The sequence below is a fragment of the Vandammella animalimorsus genome (assembly GCF_002285265.1).
GTDB lineage: Bacteria > Pseudomonadota > Gammaproteobacteria > Burkholderiales > Burkholderiaceae_C > Lampropedia.
The window spans coordinates 154,443-171,376 of record NZ_NSJB01000004.1 but is presented as its reverse complement, the minus strand read 5'-3'; the positions used below and the strand labels follow the sequence as shown (position 1 = coordinate 171,376).

Annotated in this window: 12 protein-coding genes and 1 tRNA gene; 9 read left to right on the top strand and 4 right to left on the bottom strand. The window is 68.4% G+C overall.

Translation table 11 applies throughout. The features are described 5' to 3' along the window. A partial coding sequence (locus CK625_RS08385) for a hydroxysqualene dehydroxylase (protein WP_095539852.1) occupies positions 1 to 1,129 on the top strand: 1,129 nt, incomplete at its 5' end. Positions 1,130 to 1,891: 762 nt separating this feature from the next. Here CK625_RS08385 and CK625_RS08380 read toward each other — a convergent pair. From CK625_RS08380 to CK625_RS08365, 4 genes are all read right to left on the bottom strand, one after another. Next, a complete protein-coding gene (locus tag CK625_RS08380) occupies positions 1,892 to 5,824 on the bottom strand; it encodes an AAA family ATPase (RefSeq protein ID WP_238945577.1) in 3,933 nt (1,310 codons plus the stop codon). 13 nt (positions 5,825 to 5,837) lie between these two features. Beyond that, positions 5,838 to 7,178, bottom strand: a complete 1,341-nt coding sequence (locus CK625_RS08375; RefSeq protein ID WP_095539850.1) for an exonuclease SbcCD subunit D C-terminal domain-containing protein — start codon at positions 7,176 to 7,178, stop codon at positions 5,838 to 5,840. A 33-nt stretch (positions 7,179 to 7,211) separates the two neighbouring features. Continuing rightward, a complete protein-coding gene (locus tag CK625_RS08370) occupies positions 7,212 to 7,517 on the bottom strand; it encodes a chorismate mutase (RefSeq protein ID WP_238945582.1) in 306 nt (101 codons plus the stop codon). Between the two features lie 92 nt (positions 7,518 to 7,609). After that, a complete protein-coding gene (locus CK625_RS08365) occupies positions 7,610 to 9,151 on the bottom strand; it encodes an anthranilate synthase component I family protein (protein WP_095539848.1) in 1,542 nt (513 codons plus the stop codon). Positions 9,152 to 9,449: 298 nt separating this feature from the next. On the opposite strand from CK625_RS08365, the gene CK625_RS08360 reads away from it, so the two are divergent. The 8 genes from CK625_RS08360 to clpP all read left to right on the top strand — a co-directional run bounded on the left by CK625_RS08360 (position 9,450) and on the right by clpP (position 16,920). Continuing rightward, on the top strand, positions 9,450 to 9,779 hold the full coding sequence (locus CK625_RS08360) for a DUF485 domain-containing protein (RefSeq protein WP_095539847.1): 330 nt from the start codon (positions 9,450 to 9,452) through the stop codon (positions 9,777 to 9,779). After that, positions 9,776 to 11,470: a cation acetate symporter gene (locus tag CK625_RS08355; RefSeq protein ID WP_095539846.1), complete on the top strand. Its 1,695-nt coding sequence runs from the start codon at positions 9,776 to 9,778 to the stop codon at positions 11,468 to 11,470. The genes CK625_RS08360 and CK625_RS08355 overlap by 4 nt, the downstream gene beginning before the upstream one ends. Positions 11,471 to 11,558: 88 nt before the next feature. Next, a complete protein-coding gene (acs, locus tag CK625_RS08350; protein WP_429001304.1) occupies positions 11,559 to 13,535 on the top strand; it encodes an acetate--CoA ligase in 1,977 nt (658 codons plus the stop codon). 112 nt (positions 13,536 to 13,647) lie between these two features. Beyond that, a complete protein-coding gene (locus tag CK625_RS08345; RefSeq protein WP_095539844.1) occupies positions 13,648 to 13,920 on the top strand; it encodes a DUF5666 domain-containing protein in 273 nt (90 codons plus the stop codon). A gap of 61 nt (positions 13,921 to 13,981) precedes the next feature. Next, on the top strand, positions 13,982 to 14,272 hold the full coding sequence (locus tag CK625_RS08340; RefSeq protein WP_095539843.1) for a DUF5666 domain-containing protein: 291 nt from the start codon (positions 13,982 to 13,984) through the stop codon (positions 14,270 to 14,272). Positions 14,273 to 14,480: 208 nt separating this feature from the next. Continuing rightward, positions 14,481 to 14,568 (top strand) — tRNA-Leu (locus CK625_RS08335). A gap of 117 nt (positions 14,569 to 14,685) precedes the next feature. After that, a complete protein-coding gene (gene tig, locus CK625_RS08330; RefSeq protein WP_095539842.1) occupies positions 14,686 to 16,035 on the top strand; it encodes a trigger factor in 1,350 nt (449 codons plus the stop codon). A 258-nt stretch (positions 16,036 to 16,293) separates the two neighbouring features. Further along, entirely contained in the window at positions 16,294 to 16,920 is a 627-nt protein-coding gene (clpP, locus tag CK625_RS08325; protein ID WP_095539841.1) for an ATP-dependent Clp endopeptidase proteolytic subunit ClpP, read from the top strand. Positions 16,921 to 16,934 lie beyond the last annotated feature (14 nt).

Below are 16,934 nucleotides of genomic sequence, written 5' to 3'. Positions count from 1 at the left end.
CCGGCTGCCCGCGCCGCTGCAGGCGCCGGCCCAGGCGCTGGGCACAGCCTGGGCGCTGCTGCGCGCGCAAGGCTGGGGCTGGGGGGCGCGCCTGGCCCTGCTGCGCCGCCTGCAGGCCTGGCAGCGCGCCGGCTTTGCCTGCGCGCCCACGGCCAGCGTGGCCCAGCTGTGCGCCGGCCTGCCGCAGGCGGTGGTGCAGCAGCTCATCGAGCCGCTGTGCACCGCCGCGCTGAACACACCGCTGGCCCAGGCCAGCGGCGCGGTGTTCTTGCGCGTGCTGCAAGACAGCGTGGCCGGCGGGCCGGGCAGCGCCGACCTGCTGCTGCCCAAAGTGCCGCTGGGCGACTTGCTGGCCGAGCCGGCCTGGCATTGGCTGCAGGCGCAGGGCGCGCAGCTGCGCCTGGGCCAGCGCATCAATCAGTTGCAGCCTGCGGCAGACAGTCAAGCAGGCGCAGGCTGGCTGCTGGACGGCCAGCATTTCGACGCCGTGCTGCTGGCCACCCCGGCGGGTGAGGCCCTGCGCCTGCTGCGCCCGCTGGCCGCCGAGGCCGAAGCCGAAGCCGCGACCGGGGCTGCGGCCAGCGCCGAGCTGCGCAGCTGGCTGCAACAGGCCGCTGCGCTGCGCCACGAGGCCATTGGCACGGTGTTCCTGCGCGCCGCAGGCGCGGATACGGCAGCGGCTGCGCCCCCAGCCGCGCCAGCGCCCGGCCTGTTGGCGCGGCCCATGCTGGCGCTGGCCCCCGGCGGCGTGGCGCAGTACGTGTTCGACCGCCAGCAATTGACGGGCGAGCCCGGCCTGCTGGCCTGGGTGGCCAGCACCCTGGATGCGGCGCTGGACAAGGCTGCGCTGACGCAGCGCGTGCTGGCCCAGGTCCAGGCCCTGCCCGGCCTGGCGGGGCGCCGCTGGCAGCCCGTGGCCAGCATCATCGAAAAGCGCGCCACCTTCGCCTGCACGGCCGGCCTGCAACGCCCCGGCCAGCAGCCCTGCAGCGCCTGGCCCCGGCTGCTGGTCTGCGGCGACTACGTGCACGGCCCCTACCCAGCCACGCTGGAAGGCGCAGTGCGCAGCGGCCAGCAGGCCGTGGCCGCGCTGCGCCGCGCAGTGGCTGGCAACCATCGGGTGCAGTGATCGACAGCCTGTTTTTTGGGCCGGCAAATGGGGGCAAGCAGCCCAGCCAAGGGCCGAGCGAAGCGATGGCCCGAACAGAGCCCCCTTCTGCCAGCGCCTGGGCCGTTGGCCTGCCAGGGCGGGCAGGCCCACACACAGTGGGCCTGCTTTGTTCATCATGCTTTGCTGCGGCTGTTTGAGCGTAGCGGCGCAGCCGCGCAGCGAGTTTCCGCAGCATCCGCCCTGGCAGGTCATCGGCACAGGTTGCCCCGGCGCGTAGCGCCGGGGTCGCGGGCAGTGGGGTCGCCTTCTTTTGCCTCCTTTTCTTGGCGAGACAAGAAAAGGAGGTGCGCCGCCGGGCGCACATCCCGGCCTCGGCACGCAACACTGGCGCAGGCGGTGGCTACGAGAGCCAATACTGTTTTACCCTGCTGGCTGCTGAAACTGCGACCTCTTTAGAGCGGTTTCGATTCTGATGAAGACATTTCCTGCAAGCGCCGCCTTCTCTCGTTCTCGTCACACCCGCGCAGGCGGGTGTCCAGTTGCGACGCTGACAGGGGCGACGCTGACGGGGCGGCGCTGCCGTTGGCCAATCCCCTCTCGTGCGCAAGGGTGGCGCTGGATGCCCGCCTTCGCGGGCATGACCAGAGCTTCCTGCGAGATGGCGATGCCAGTCAGCGGCCAGGACTTGGATTTGTCAACGTTCGAGCAGAACACGCTCTGAAAATGTAAACAAGGCGCGGGTCGGCCAGTGGCCCATGGCGCAGCGGGCTGGCGTGTGCATCACTGCGCCGCACGGCGTTTGCTGGATGGGGCGGGCGGCGGCGGCGCAGCCACGGCCGAGCAGCCTGGGCCGCTGAGGCGGCTGTGGCCGCCGGGCAGGGGCGTGAGCACGATTTGCGTGGCGATGCGCTCCTTGAGGGCCGGCACGTGCGAGATCACGCCGATGAGCTTGCCCTCCAGGCGCAGGCTGGCCAGCGTGTCCAGCGCCGTCTCCAGCGCCTCGTCGTCCAGCGTGCCAAAGCCTTCGTCGAGAAACAGCGCGTCCACGCGCACGTTCTGGCTGGCCATGTGCGACAGGCCCAGCGCCAGCGCCAGGCTGACGATGAAGCTCTCGCCGCCCGAGAGGTTCTTGGTCGTGCGCACCAGGCCTGCCTGGTCGTTGTCGATCACGTTCAGCTCCAGCGGCTGCGCCGGGTCGCACACCAGCAGGTAGCGCCCGCTCATCTTCTGCAGCTGGCGATTGGCCTGGGCCACCACCATGGCCAGGCTCAGGCCCTGCACGAAGTGGCGGTACTTCTTGCCATCGGCAGAGCCAATCAGCGCGTGCAGCGCCTCCCAGCGCTGGCATTCGCGCTGCTGCGCCTCGATGGCCTGGCGCTGCGCCTGCTGCTGATCGGCCAGGCGCTGCTGCTCGGCCAGGCGGGATTTGAGCGTGCCCAGCGCCTCCAGCGCCTGGCGCTGCTGCGCGGCCAGCTCGGCCTGGGCCTGCTGCAGGCTGGGCAGCGGCGGGGGCTCGTCGGGGTGCTCGGCCTGCAGGGCGCTGCGCTGGGCCTGCAGCGCCTGCTGCTGGCTGTGCAGGCGGGCCTGTTCGATGCGCAGCCGCTCGGCCTGCTGGGCCAGCTGCTGGCGTTGGGCGGGCGGCAGCGTGGCGGCGCGGTAGGCGGCCTCGTCGGCAAAGCCGCGCGCCTGCAGCTGCGCGGCGAACTCGGCCGCCTGTGCGAGCAGCTGCGGCGCGCGCTCGGCCTGGGCCTGCTGCAGCGCCTGGCAGCGGCTTTGGTGTTCGAGCTGTGCGGCCTGGGCCTGCTGCCAGTGCCGCTGGGCCTGTTGCAGCGCCTGGGCGGCGGCTTGGCAATCGGCCTGCAAACGCTCGGCCTGGGCCGTTGGATCCTGCGTGCCGAACAAGGCCTGACGCTGCGCCTGCAGTTGCTCGGTGGCCTGTTGCAGAGCCTGGCACTGGTTGCGCTGCTCGGCCCATTGCGCCTGCAATTGCTCGGCATGCTGGGCCTGCTGCGCAATGCGCTGGTCCAGGGCGGCGAGCTGCTGCTGCAGCGCGCCATGTTGTTGTTGCAGCAGCAGCCATTGCGCGCGGCGCTGCTCCAGCGCCTGCAACAGTGCCTGCAGGTTTTGTTGATCGACTTCGTCCGCGTCGGCCAAGGCCTCGGTGTGGTCTTGGGCCGCAGGGTGGGGTGCGGCGGCCCAGCAGGGCAGGGCGTGTTGGTCTGGCAGGCTCTGCAGAGCCTGCCGCAATGCCTGCCGCTGCGCGGCCTGCGCCGCCTGCAGGGTGTGCAGGGCCTGCTGCCGTTGTTGCAAGGCGTGCTGGGCCTTGGCCAGCTGCTCGGCTGCGGCATGGCTGGCCTGTATGGCCAGATCGGCGGCCTGGCGCTGCTGCTCCAGCTGGGCGTGGCTTTGGGCGATGGCCTGCTCCAGTTCTTCGGCTTCGGCCAGGCGCTGTGCGCTGGCCTGGTATTGCGCGGCCTGCTCGGCCTGGGCGGCGTGCAGGGCCTGGGCCAGGGCATCGAGTGCGGCGCTGTGCTCCGGCCCCTGAGCGTCGGCCGGCCATTGGGCCAGGCGCTGCAGCAGGGCGGTGGCGGCCTGCTGCGCCTTGCAGGTCGGCGGCGGCAGTGCGGCAGGCGCTGGGGCGGGCGGCTGGGCCAGGGCCTCGTGCAATGCCTGCAGCCTGGCCAGCGCAGCCTGGGCGCGCTGCTGCTGCTGCTGGCTGTGTTGCCGGGCCTGCTGGGCCTGTTCATGGCTTTGGCTGTGCCGCAGTTGCTGCTGGGTGTGCTCGGCGCGGCATTGCTGCAGTTGCGCGCGCGCGGCCTGGATGCGCTGGGCCGTGGCCTGTGGATCGGGCTGCGGCAGGCTCTGGGCGAAGGGGTGTTCGAGCGCGCCGCACAGCGGGCAGGGCTGGCCGTTCTGCAAGGTGTGGCGCGCTTGCTCCAGGCTTTGGATGCGCAGCTCCAGCTGGTGTTGCTGCTCCAGCAGCTGGTGCTCGCGCTCCAGGGCCTGCAGCTGTTGGGCCAGTTGCTGCTGGCGCTGTTGCGCCTCATGGGCCTGGGCCTGGCAGTGCTGCGCCAGGGCCAGCTGCTCGGCGGCGGTCTGCTGGGCCTGGCGGGCTTCGTCGGCAGCGGCCTGGGCCTGGGCCAGTTGCTCCAGGCGGGCTTGCAGGGCGCCGTGGTGGGTGCGCCAGTGGCCCAGCGATTGCTGGTCCAGCAGCTGGGCCAGCTGTGCCTGCTGCCGGGCCAGTTGCTGCTGCTGCGCCTGCAGCCCGGCCTGGCAGGCCTGCGCTTGCTGCTGTTGCGCTTGCCGGTGCGCTTCGGCCTGGGCCTGGGCCTGTTCAGCCTGGATCAGATCGTGGCGCAGGGCGGCGGCCTGCTGCGCGCCTTGCTGCAGCGCGGCAATGCGCTCGCGCAGGGCGGAGAGCTCCTCGACCAGCCGGGCATCGCCGGCGCGCTGCTGCTGTTGCGCCTGCAGGGCCTGCAGCTGCTGCTCGGCCTGGGCCTGCTCCTGCAGGCTGTGTTGGTGTTGCGCCTGCTGGTGCTGCAGGCGCTCATGCAGCGCCTGCAGGGCCTGTTGCTGTTCGCTGAGCTGGCGCTGCTGCTGCTGGCGCTGCCAGTCCAGCGCCTGCACCTGTTGCAGCAGCTGTCGGCTTTGGGCCTGGGTTTGCTGGGCCTGGTGCAGGCGTTGCTCGGCGGCCTGTTGGTCGGCCTCGGCCTGCGCCAGTGCCTGCTGCTGCGCGGCGCTGTGCGCTTGCAGGGCCTGCAGCTGCTGGGCGTCGCTGGCCTGGGCCTGGCGCAGCGCCTGCAGCGCGGCGTCGGCGGCGGCCAGCTCCAGCGCGCGCTGCGCGGCGTCGAGCCGGGCCTGCTCGGGCGCAAAGCGCGCCTGCTCGGCCTGCAGGGCCTGTTGGGCGGCCAGCCATTGCGCGTGTTGTTGCTGCAGTTGCTGCAGGCGCTGGCGCCAGGCAATGGCCTGGGCCAGCTCGGCCAGCTGGGCCTGCAGCTGGGCTTCGTGGGCTTGTTGCCCGGCCAGCTCTTGCTGCAGCTGGGCCAGCTCCTGGGCCGGCAGCGGCTGCACGCCCTGCAGCGCGGCGCGCAGGGCCTGCAGTTGCTGCTGCTCCTGGCTGTGGCGCGCGTGCACGTGCATGGAGATCTGGCTGTAGATGCCGCTGCCGGTGAGGTGTTCGAGCAGCGGCGCGCGCTCCTCGGGCCCGGCCTGCAAAAAGGCGGCAAAGCCGCCCTGGGCCAGCAGCATGGAGCGGGTAAAGCGCATGAAGTCCAGCCCGGTGAGGGCTTCGACGCGCTCGGCCACGCCGCGCAGGCTGCTTTGCAGAATCTGGCCGGTGTCGGCGTTGGCGATTTCGTGGCGCGGCGCTTGCAGCTCGCCCTCGGGATGCTTGCGTGCGCGGCGCTGGCTCCAGTGGCAGCGCCAGCGCCCGGCCGGGGTTTCGAAGACGACCTCGGCAAAGCATTCGCCGCTTTGGCGCGACATGATGTCGTTGCCGCTCTTGCCGATTCTGGCCAGGCGCGGCGTGCGGCCGTACAGCGCCAGGCAGATGGCGTCCAGCAGCGTGCTCTTGCCCGAGCCGGTCGGGCCGGTGATGGCAAACAGGCCCTCGCTGGCGTAGGCCGGGTGCGTGAGGTCGATGTGCCACTGGCCGCTCAAGGCGTTGAGGTTGCTCAGGCGGATGTGCAGGATGCGCATGGGGCGGTGTGGCAAGGCGTGCGGGCGCTCATTGCGCCTGCGGGTCGGCCTGCTGCAGCTCGTGCAGGGCCTGGGCGTAGGTCTGGCGCAGTGCCGCGCGCTGCGCATCGGGGATGTGGTGCGCGGCCAGGCAGCGCTCGAACACCTCGTGCACGTCCAGCGTCTGCAGGCTTTCGTCGGCCTGGCTGTGCGCCAGCAGCTGCGCGCTCAGGCGCGGCTGGGCGATGCGCAGCACGTCGATGGCCGCATCGGCGGTGGCGGCGGCCACGCGCTGGCGCAAATCGGGCAGCAGCTCCTGGCCTTCGTAGAGCACTTCCAGCCACAGGCGCGCGCCGGGCGTGGTTTCAGCATTGGGCTCGGTATCGGTATCGGCAGCGGCCTGCTGCGCCTGGGCTGGCAGTGGGGCTGGCAGGGGATGTTGCGCGCTCAGCGCCTGCAGTTGCTGGGCGATGGCGGGCCAGTCGCCGCGCACGCGCGCCAGTGGCTGAAAGCGCGGCACGGGCAGCAGCGTGATGGCGCTGGGCGCGGTGCTGGACGGCGCATCACCACCGGCGCTGGCCCATTGCACCAGGCAGACGCTTTTGCTGTGCGCGGCCTCGCCAAAGCCCATGGCCAGCGGCGCGCCGCTGTAGCGGATGTGGGCCTGGCCGCCCACGGTCTGCGGCACGTGCAGATGGCCCAGCGCCACGTAGTCAAAAGCGGGCGAGAACAGGTCTGCGCCAACTTGGGCCAGGCTGCCGACGTACAGATCGCGCACGCCATCGCCGTCCAAAGTCTGGCCGCCGCTGGCAAACAGGTGGCCCATGGCGACGATGGGCACGGGCCGGCCCAGCGCGGCGCGGCGCGCCAGCGCGGCCTGGGCCACGGCGGCGTAGTGCCCGGCCAGGCCCTGCAGCAGCTTGCGTTCCTTGTCCTGCGGGCTTTCGCCCGGCTCGGCGCTGCGCAGGTCGCGCTCGCGCAGATAGGGCACGGCGCAGACGATCAGCTGCGCCTGGCCTTGCGCGTCGTGCAGCGTGAGCACTTCCTGCTCGGCGCTGGCGCGGGCCTGGCCGACGACGTGCACCTGCAGCGCCTGCAGCAGCTCGCGCGGCGCGTCCAGCAGCGAGGGCGAGTCGTGGTTGCCGGCGATGACCACGGCGTGGCGGCAGCGCGCGGCGGCCACGCGGTGCAAGAAGCGGTAGTACAGCGCCTGGGTGGCGTTGCTGGGGGTGCCGGTGTCGAACACGTCGCCGGCCACCAGCAGCACGTCGATGGCTTGGCGCTCGACGGTGCCGGCCAGCCAGTCCAGCCAGGCGGCAAATTCCTCGTGGCGTCGCCGCCCGAACAGGTTGCGGCCCAGGTGCCAGTCCGAGGTGTGCAGCAGCTTCATGGCCGCGGGCCGAAGGCGCTGGGGCAGGGCGGCTCAGCCCTGGGCATGGTCGGCTGCTGCTGCGCCGGGTGCGCGCAGGCGCTCGAACTCGCGGTGCTCGTAGGCGATGTAGGCCTCCATCATGCCGCGGTAGATGGCCTCGATCAGGTCGGGCTGGCCGCCTTCGGCCAGCGCGCGCTCGCGCACGCGCGCGACGATGAAGGCGATGCGCTCTTCATCGCGCACCTGCTGCTGCGTGGCCTTGATGCGCGCGGCCTGGGTCATGTAGCCGCCGCGCTCGACCAGCAGCGGCACGAGGATGTCGTCCAGCGCGTCGATGCGCGCGCGCACCTGGGCCATGTCGGTGCAGTGGGTGGTGCGCTCAATGGCCGGGCGCGCGTCGGCGGCTGCGGGGCTGGGGGCTGCGGGGCCGGGGGCCGGGCAGGGGCTGTTCATGTGTCAAATCCTTCTTCTACCAGTTCGGCCGCGCGCAGCAGGGCGCGGGCCTTGTGTTCGGTCTCGCGCCATTCCATCTCGGGCACGGAGTCGGCCACGACCCCGGCGGCGGCCTGCACGTACAGGGTCTGGTTCTTGACCAGGCCGGTGCGGATGGCGATGGCCACGTCCATGTCGCCAGCGTAGCTGAGGTAGCCGCAGGCGCCGCCGTACAGGCCGCGCTTGACGGGCTCGAGCTGGTCGATCAGCTCCATGGCATGCACCTTGGGCGCGCCGGTGAGGGTGCCGGCCGGAAAGCAGGCCTTGAGCACGTCGATCGGCCCCAGGCCGGGGCGCAGCCGCCCCTCGACATTGCTGACGATGTGCATGACGTGGCTGTAGCGCTCGACCACGAAGGCCTCGGTCACCTGCACGCTGCCGACTTCGGCAATGCGGCCGATGTCGTTGCGCGCCAGGTCGATGAGCATGACGTGCTCGGCGCGCTCCTTGGGGTCGGCCACCAGCTCTTGCTCAGCGGCCTTGTCCAGCTCGGGCGTGGCGCCGCGCGGGCGCGTGCCCGCCAGCGGGCGGATGGTGATTTTCTGCCCGCCCTCGCAGCGCTCCTGGCGCACCAGGATCTCCGGGCTGGCGCCCACCACGTGCAGGCCATCGTCGGCCGCGCCCGGCGGCGCATCCGTGGCGGCGCTGCCGAAGTGGTAGTAGTACATGTAGGGGCTGGGGTTGAGCGAGCGCAGCGCGCGGTACAGCGCCAGCGGGCTTTGCGTGTAGGGCTGCTCGATGCGCTGGCCGATCTGCACCTGCATGAATTCGCCGGCGGCGATCATCTCCTTGGCGCGCGCCACGGCGGCCAGATAGTCGTCCTTGGCAAAGCGCCGCAGCGGCGCGTGGCTGGCGCTGGGCGCCACGGGCGGCACAGTCACGCTGCGCGCCAGCAGCTCGCGCAGCTGGCGCAGGCGGCGCTTGGCGCGGCTGTAGGCCTCGGGCTGGGCCGGGTCGGCCCAGACCAGCAGATACAGCCGGCCCGAGAGGTTGTCGATCACCGCCACCTCCTCGGTGTGCAGCAGCAGGATGTCGGGCAGCTGCAGGTCATCGGGCGGGCAGCTGGCCTGCAGCTTGCGCTCGATGTGGCGCACCGTGTCGTAGCCGAAGTAACCGGCCAGCCCGCCGGCAAAGCGCGGCATGCCCGGGCGCAGCGCCACCTTGAAGCGCGCCTGGTAGCGGGCGATGAAATCCAGCGGGTTGCCGTGGTCGGTCTCGACCACCTGGCCATCGGTGATGACCTCGGTGCGCGCCTGCGCGCCAAAGCCACTGGCGCGCAGCACCGTGCGCGCGGGCAGGCCGATGAAGCTGTAGCGGCCAAAGCGCTCGCCGCCAACCACCGATTCGAGCAAGAAGCTGTTGCGCCCGCCATCGTGCGCGTGGGCCAGCTTCAGGTACAGCGACAGTGGCGTTTCCAGGTCGGCAAAGGCCTGCGCCATCAGAGGGATGCGGTTGTAGCCCTCGCGGGCCAGGCTTTGGAATTCCAGTTCGGTGATCACGGGCGCGGGCTCCTTGTGGGCGGGCGGCGGGCGCTGGGCGGTGGGGGCGGAGGGCGAAGTAGTGTAGTGGCAAAGCGCGGCTGCGCTGGCGCTGCCAGGGCATGGCCGCTTGGCGCCGATTTGGGTAATCCCTTAAGACTAAAGTCGTCTGGCGGCCCCAGGGGGTGGGCCGCTAAATTGGCGCTTGCCTGAATGCTGCGCGGTGCCGCGTGCCTGGGGATCCAGGGCGCGCTGTTTGGCGGCATGCGGTCAGAGATCGTGAACAGGTTCTGTGATAACGATGAGATTGGAGACTGCCATGAGTGCCTTGCACAGCCACGCTGCGGACCCGATGGTCCAACGCATCGAGAACAACCCCAACTACCAGCTGCTGCGCCGCAAGCGCAATGGTTTTGGCTGGGCGCTGACGATTCTGATGTTGCTGGTCTATTACGGCTACATCGGCCTGATTGCGTTCGACAAGTCCTTTCTGGCCAAGCCCCTGGGCACGGGGGTGACAACGGTGGGCATTCCCATCGGCTTGGGGGTGATCGTGTTCACGATTGTGATCACGGGCATTTACGTGTACCGCGCCAATACCGAGTTCGATGCGCTCACGCGCAAGGTTCTGGAGGAGGCACGCCAATGAATGCACAGGGTTTTTGCGTGACTGCCGCGCGGGCGCGCCAGGCCGCGCTGGGCTTGTTGTTGGCCGCTGCCGCTGCAGGGGCCTGGGCCGCTGGCGGCGATCTGGGCGAGCTGCAAAAGCAGTCCACCAACTGGACGGCGATCATCATGTTCGGCGTGTTCGTCGCGGGCACTTTGTGGATCACCAAGTGGGCGGCGGCGCGCACCAAGTCGGCGGCCGACTTCTATACCGCCGGCGGCGGCATCACGGGCTTTCAGAATGGCCTGGCGATTGCGGGCGATTACATGTCGGCCGCGTCCTTTCTGGGCATTTCGGCGGCGGTGATGGCCAATGGCTATGACGGGCTGATTTACTCCATCGGCTTTCTGGTGGGCTGGCCGGTCATCACCTTTTTGATGGCCGAGAAGCTGCGCAACCTGGGCAAGTTCACCTTTGCCGATGTGGCGGGCTATCGCTTCCAGCAGGGGCCAATCCGCGCCTTTGCCGCCAGCGGCACGCTGGTGGTGGTGGCGTTTTACCTGATCGCGCAGATGGTGGGCGCGGGCCAGCTCATCAAGCTGCTGTTCGGGCTGGATTACATCTACGCCGTGATCATCGTGGGCATTTTGATGATGGTGTACGTGCTGTTTGGCGGCATGACGGCCACGACCTGGGTGCAGATCATCAAGGCCTGCCTGCTGCTGGCGGGCGCGAGCTTCATGGCCTTCATGGTGATGCAGGCCTATGGCTTCAGCTTTGAAAACCTGTTCAAGGCCTCGGTCGAGGTCAAAGGCTCGAACTCCATCATGGGGCCGGGCAATTTCATCAAGGATCCGATCTCGGCCATCAGCTTCGGCATGGCGCTGATGTTCGGCACCGCGGGCCTGCCGCACGTGCTGATGCGCTTTTTCACCGTGCCCAACGCCAAGGAGGCGCGCAAGAGCGTGTTCTGGGCCACGACCTGGATTGGCTATTTCTACATCCTGACCTTCATCATCGGCTTTGGCGCCATCGTGCTGGTCAGTGCCAACCCGCAGTTCCTCGATGCCAAGGGCGGCCTGGTCGGCGGCAGCAACATGGCGGCCGTGCACCTGGCCAATGCCGTGGGCGGCAACGTGTTCCTGGGCTTTATCTCGGCCGTGGCCTTTGCCACCATCCTGGCCGTGGTGGCGGGGCTGACGCTCTCGGGCGCTTCGGCGGTGTCGCACGATTTGTATGCCACCGTGTTCAAGCAGGGCAAGGCCGACAGCGCGGCAGAGCTGAAGGTCTCGCGCCTTACCACCTTGGTGCTGGGCGTGGTGGCGGTGCTGCTGGGCATTGTGTTCGAGAAGCAGAACATCGCCTTCATGGTTTCGCTGGCCTTTGCGGTGGCGGCCTCGGCCAACTTCCCGGTGCTGTTTCTCTCCATCCTGTGGAAGGACATGACCACGCGCGGCGCGGTGATTGGCGGCTTCTTGGGGCTGATCTCCTCGGTGGTGCTGACGGTGCTCTCCCCCTCGGTGTGGGAGGCCGTGCTGGGCAACGCCAAAGGCTCGGCGCCCTTCCCCTATGCTTCACCGGCGTTGTTCTCGATGACGCTGGCCTTCATCGGCATCTGGCTGTTCTCCATCACGGACAAGAGCCGCAATGCCCAGGCCGAGCGCGCGGCCTTCCCGGCGCAGCAGGTGCGCTCGGAGACGGGGCTGGGGGCTGCCAAGGCGTCTTCGCACTGAGCATGAAAAAGCCGCTGGGTTTTGCCAGCGCGCAGCAGTCCGGCGTAGGCCAGCGGCCCCGCCGGGCTGCGGCGTTTGATTTTGAATGATGTCAACGATTGAGAGAGGTATCGCCATGAGTCAACAAGACCTGTACCCCGTCAACCCGGCCCTGGCCGGCCCGAACACCATCACGGCCGAGAAGTACCAGCAGATGTACGAGGAGTCGGTCAACGACCCCGCCGGCTTTTGGGGCAAGATGGCCAAGCGCCTGACCTGGTTTAAGGAGCCCACCGTCATCAAGGACACCAGCTTCGACCCCAACCACTTCCACACCCGCTGGTTTGCCGATGGCGAGCTCAACGTCAGCGTCAACTGCCTGGATCGCCACCTGGCCGAGCGCGGCGACAAGGTCGCCATCATCTGGGAGCCCGATAGCCCCGACACCCCGGCGCAGAAAGTCACCTACCGCCAGCTCTACGAGCGCGTGTGCAAGCTGGGCAACGCGCTGCGCAAGCTGGGCGTGCAAAAGGGCGACCGCGTCACCATCTACCTGCCCATGGTGCCCGATGCCGCCGTGGCCCTGCTGGCCTGCGCGCGCATTGGCGCCATCCACAACGTGGTGTTCGGCGGCTTCTCGCCCGGCTCCGTGGCCGATCGCGTGCGCGACAGCAGCGCCAAAGTCGTCATCACCGCCGACGAGGGCCTGCGCGCCGGGCGCAAGGTGCCGCTCAAGGCCAACGTCGATGCCGCCTTGCAACAAGAAGGCACGGACACGGTGGAAAAAGTCATCGTGCTCCAGCACACCGGCGGCGACGTGGCCATGCAGGACGGGCGCGACCTCTGGCTGCACGAGATCACCGCCAGCGAGAGCGCCGAGTGCGAACCCGAGCGCATGAACGCCGAAGACCCGCTGTTCATCCTCTACACCTCCGGCTCCACCGGCAAGCCCAAGGGCGTGGTGCACTCCACCGGCGGCTATCTGGTGCACGCCAGCCTCAGCCACGAGGCCGTGTTCGATTTGCGCGAGGACGACATCTACTGGTGCACCGCCGACGTCGGCTGGGTCACCGGCCACAGCTACATCGTCTATGGCCCGCTGGCCAACGGCGCGACCTCGCTGATTTTCGAGGGCGTGCCCAGCTACCCCGATGGCTCGCGCTTCTGGCAAGTGGTGGACAAGCACCAGGTCACCATCTTCTACACCGCCCCCACGGCCATCCGCGCCCTGATGCGCGACGGCGACGAGCTGGTGAAAAAAACCTCGCGCCAAAGCCTGCGCCTGCTGGGCTCCGTGGGCGAGCCCATCAACCCCGAGGCCTGGCGCTGGTACCACGACGTGGTCGGCAACGGCAAGCTGCCCATCGTCGATACCTGGTGGCAGACCGAGACCGGCGGCTTCATGATCGCGCCGCTGCCCGGCGCCACCGCCCTCAAGCCCGGCTCGGCCACCAAGCCCTTCTTTGGCGTGCAGCCCGCGCTGGTCGATGCCGAAGGCCAGTTCATCGAAGGCGAGGGCGAGGGCAACCTGGTCATCCTCGACTCCTGGCCCGGCCAGGCGCGCACCGTGTTCGGCGACCACCAGCGTTTCATCGACACCTACTTCAAGGCCTACCCCGGCATGTACTTCACCGGCGACGGCTGCCGCCGCGATGCCGATGGCTACTACTGGATCACCGGCCGGGTGGACGACGTCATCAACGTCAGCGGCCACCGCATCGGCACCGCCGAGCTGGAAAGCGCCCTGGTGCTGCACGACAAGGTGGCCGAAGCCGCTGCCGTGGGCTACCCGCACGACCTCAAGGGCCAGGGCATTTACGTCTACGTCACCCTGGTGGCGGGCGTGGAGGGCACGGACGAGCTGAAAAAAGAGCTCATCGCCCACGTGCGCAAAGTCATCGGCCCCATCGCCACGCCCGACCACCTGCAATGGGCGCCCGCCCTGCCCAAGACGCGCTCGGGCAAGATCATGCGCCGCATCCTGCGCAAGATCGCCGAAAACGCGCCCGAGCAACTGGGCGACACCAGCACGCTGGCCGACCCCTCGGTGGTGGACTCCCTGGTCAGCCAGCGCCTCAATACTTGACGGGCCATCGCTGTTGCGCCGGGGCGCGGGCAAGTGACTACAATTTCACCGCTTGTGCGGCAGGCTGCCAGTCTGCCGCAGCCTTACATTGCTGAGGAAAGGAGAGTCCACCATGCCCAGCACGATGCAGAAAGTCCGCGCCGCGACATTGGCCGCCCTGACGGTGACCGCAGGCGCCGCTGCGGCCGAAACCATGAAAGGCCGCGTCGATGCCATCGATCCGGGTGCGCAAACCATCCAGCTCAATGGCATCACCTTTCAGACCACTCAGGCCACGCAGTACCAGGGCGTGGGCGGGCTGGGCCAGCTCAAGCCCGGCGACCGCATCACAATCGAGTTCTCGCGCGATGGGGCACAGTACGTGGTACAGGCCGTCTCCAAATGAAGCCCGCAGCGCGCCGGGCGCGGCGCGCGCTAGCAGTACCCAATCCCAATAAGGGGGTGACATGAAATCCATCTTGAACAAAACCCATCTGGCCGTGCTGGCCAGCGTTGCGCTGGCCGCCTGCGCCACCAGTTCGTTTGCGGAAACGCTCAAAGGGCGCATTGACGTGGCCAACCAGAGCAACAAGACATTGGTGGTGGCAGGCATCACCTTCCAAACCAATGCCGAGACCGATTACAGCGAAGAGCTGCAGGCCTTTGCCAACCTCAAGCAGGGTCAAAAAGTCAGCGTCGAGTTCGACCGCTCGGGCAGCAACGTCTACACCGCCAAGCGCATCACGCTGGAGGAATGAGCCTATTACGGGCTGGGTCGCGCGTCGCGCGACCCGGACAGCGCCAGTCACAACCGCCATCTGGCCATGTGCCCAGTGGCGGTTTTTTTATGCCCTGCAGGGCTTTGGCGCGGGCGCGGTCAAACCTCTGTAGAATCATCCGGTTTTACCGCGAGCGAAGCGGGCCTTGCCTTGGGGGCTTTTTCCCTGGGCGGCGGCGAAACACCGTGCGCGGGTGGCGAAATTGGTAGACGCACCAGGTTTAGGTCCTGACGCCAGTTGATGGTGTGGGGGTTCGAGTCCCCCCCCGCGCACCACCGATGGACTGCAGCCATTGGCGGGCTGCAAAACACCCACGAAATCCTCTCGTGCAGGCAAGGCATGCGATCCGCGCCCGGCCGCCTGCATCCGTATCCCCCTATAGGACGATTCCCATGGCTGTGAATGTTGAAGTACTGGAGAAACTCGAGCGCAAGATCGTGCTGAACGTGCCTGTCAGCACCATCGAGCAAGAGGTGCAGGCGCGCCTCAAGCGTCTGGCGCGTTCCGTCAAGATGGACGGCTTCCGCCCCGGCAAGGTGCCGCTGTCCGTGGTGGCGCAGCGCTACGGCGGCTCCGTGCAGTACGAAGTGCTCAACGACAAGGTCAGCGAGGCCTTCAACCAGGCTGCCAACGAGGCCCAGCTGCGTGTTGCCGGCCGGCCGCGCATCACGGAAAAGGAAGGCGCTGCCGAAGGCTTCATCGATTTCGAAGCAGTGTTTGAAGTCTTCCCCGACGTGAAGATTGATGGCCTGGGCGATCTGGAGATCGAGCGCGTCAACGTGGAAGTGGATGAAGCAGCCATCGAGCGCACGCTGGACATCCTGCGCAAGCAGCGCCGCACCTTCGCCCAGCGCGGCAAGGACGATGCCGTGCAGGACGGCGATCGCGTCACCGTCGACTTCGAGGGCAAGATCGATGGCGACCCCTTCCCTGGCGGCAAGGCCGAAGGCTTTGCCTTCATGGTGGGCGAAGGCCAGATGCTCAAGGAGTTTGAGGACGCCGTGCGTGGCATGAAGGTCGGCGAGAGCAAGACCTTCCCGCTGGCCTTCCCGGCCGACTACCACGGCGCCGATGTGGCCGGCAAGACGGCCGATTTCCTCGTCACCGTACACAAGGTCGAGGCCGCCAACCTGCCCGAGGTGACCGATGAATTCGCCAAGTCTCTGGGCGTTGAGGCTGCCACCGTGGCCGCCCTGCAGGACGACATCCGCAAAAACCTGGAGCGCGAAGTCAAATTCCGCGTGCGTGCCCGCAACAAGCAGGCCGTGCTCGATGCCCTGTTGACCAAGGCCGAATTGGATCTGCCCAATGCCAGCGTGCAAAACGAAATCGCCCGCCTGGAGCAGGGCGCGCGCGAGGAGCTGCGCATGCGCGGCATCAAGGACGTTGGCCAATCGCCCATCCCCGCCGAGATCTTCCGCCCGCAGGCCGAGCGCCGCGTGCGCCTGGGCCTGGTGGTGGCCGAGCTGGTGCGCGCCCATGACCTGCAGGCCAAGCCCGAGCAGCTGCGCGCCCACATCGAGGAGCTGGCCGCCAGCTACGAAAAGCCCGAGGAAGTGGTCAAGTGGTACTACGCCGACCGCCAGCGCCTGGCCGATGTCGAGGCGGTGGTGATCGAGAACAACGTCACCGACTACGTGCTGCAACAGGCCAAGACGGTGGACAAGACCATTGGCTTTGACGAGCTGATGAACCCCAGCCAGCCCGAGCCGGCTGCCGAGGGCGAGGCCGAGAAGGCCTGAGCCCGCCGCGCGGCTTCGCCGCCCCTGCCGGGTGGGCGCCAGCAGAGCCGTACGCTGCTGGCGCCATTCATTTCAAGGGCTTGTGTCTTGCCGCACAGGCCCTTATCTATTGGGGCCACCGTGTCCGTCGCGTGCCCGTGTGGCCGCAGGCCTGTGCCGGCCATTGGCGCATGGGCCATCGTGTACCATGCCGGCTGATTGCACGGGCGGCGCCAGGCGCGTTGCGCCGTGCATGAGCCTTTTATTCCAGGAGCTGCCATGACCCTTTTCGAATCCAGCCGCGAACCCAGCCGCAACCTGGGGCTGATCCCCACCGTGATCGAACAATCGGGTCGGGGCGAACGCGCTTTTGACATCTACTCGCGCCTGCTCAAGGAGCGCGTGGTCTTTCTCGTCGGCGAAGTCAACGACCAGACCGCCAACCTGGTGGTGGCGCAGCTGCTGTTTCTGGAAAGCGAGAACCCGGACAAGGACATCTCGCTGTACATCAACAGCCCGGGCGGCAGCGTCACGGCCGGCATGTCGATCTACGACACCATGCAGTTCATCAAGCCCGACGTCTCCACCATGTGCCTGGGCTTTGCCGCCAGCATGGGCGCCTTCCTGCTGGCCGCTGGCGCCAAGGGCAAGCGCTACTCGCTGCCCAACAGCAAGGTCATGATCCACCAGGTGCTCGGCGGCGCGCGCGGCCAGGCCACCGACATCGAGATCCACGCCCGTGACATCCTGCGCACCAAGGAGCAGATGAACCGCATCCTGGCCGAGCGCACCGGTCAGCCCTACGAAAAGATCCAGCGCGACACCGAGCGCGACTACTTCATGACCGCCCAGGAGGCCAAGGACTACGGCCTGGTGGACAGCGTCGTCGAGAAACGCGGCGGCTGAAGCAGGCCCTTGGC

Excerpts from the sequence above, each read along its gene's own strand:
- CK625_RS08345 (WP_095539844.1), top strand. The coding sequence starts at position 13,648 with ATGCCCAGCACGATGCAGAAAGTCCGCGCCGCGACATTGGCCGCCCTG.
- CK625_RS08375 (WP_095539850.1), bottom strand. The coding sequence starts at position 7,178 with ATGAAGCTGCTGCACACCTCGGACTGGCACCTGGGCCGCAACCTGTTC.
- CK625_RS08370 (WP_238945582.1), bottom strand. The coding sequence starts at position 7,517 with ATGGCCCAGGTGCGCGCGCGCATCGACGCGCTGGACGACATCCTCGTG.
- acs (WP_429001304.1), top strand. The coding sequence starts at position 11,559 with ATGTCAACGATTGAGAGAGGTATCGCCATGAGTCAACAAGACCTGTAC.
- clpP (WP_095539841.1), top strand. The coding sequence starts at position 16,294 with ATGACCCTTTTCGAATCCAGCCGCGAACCCAGCCGCAACCTGGGGCTG.
- CK625_RS08360 (WP_095539847.1), top strand. The coding sequence starts at position 9,450 with ATGAGTGCCTTGCACAGCCACGCTGCGGACCCGATGGTCCAACGCATC.
- CK625_RS08355 (WP_095539846.1), top strand. The coding sequence starts at position 9,776 with ATGAATGCACAGGGTTTTTGCGTGACTGCCGCGCGGGCGCGCCAGGCC.
- tig (WP_095539842.1), top strand. The coding sequence starts at position 14,686 with ATGGCTGTGAATGTTGAAGTACTGGAGAAACTCGAGCGCAAGATCGTG.
- CK625_RS08340 (WP_095539843.1), top strand. The coding sequence starts at position 13,982 with ATGAAATCCATCTTGAACAAAACCCATCTGGCCGTGCTGGCCAGCGTT.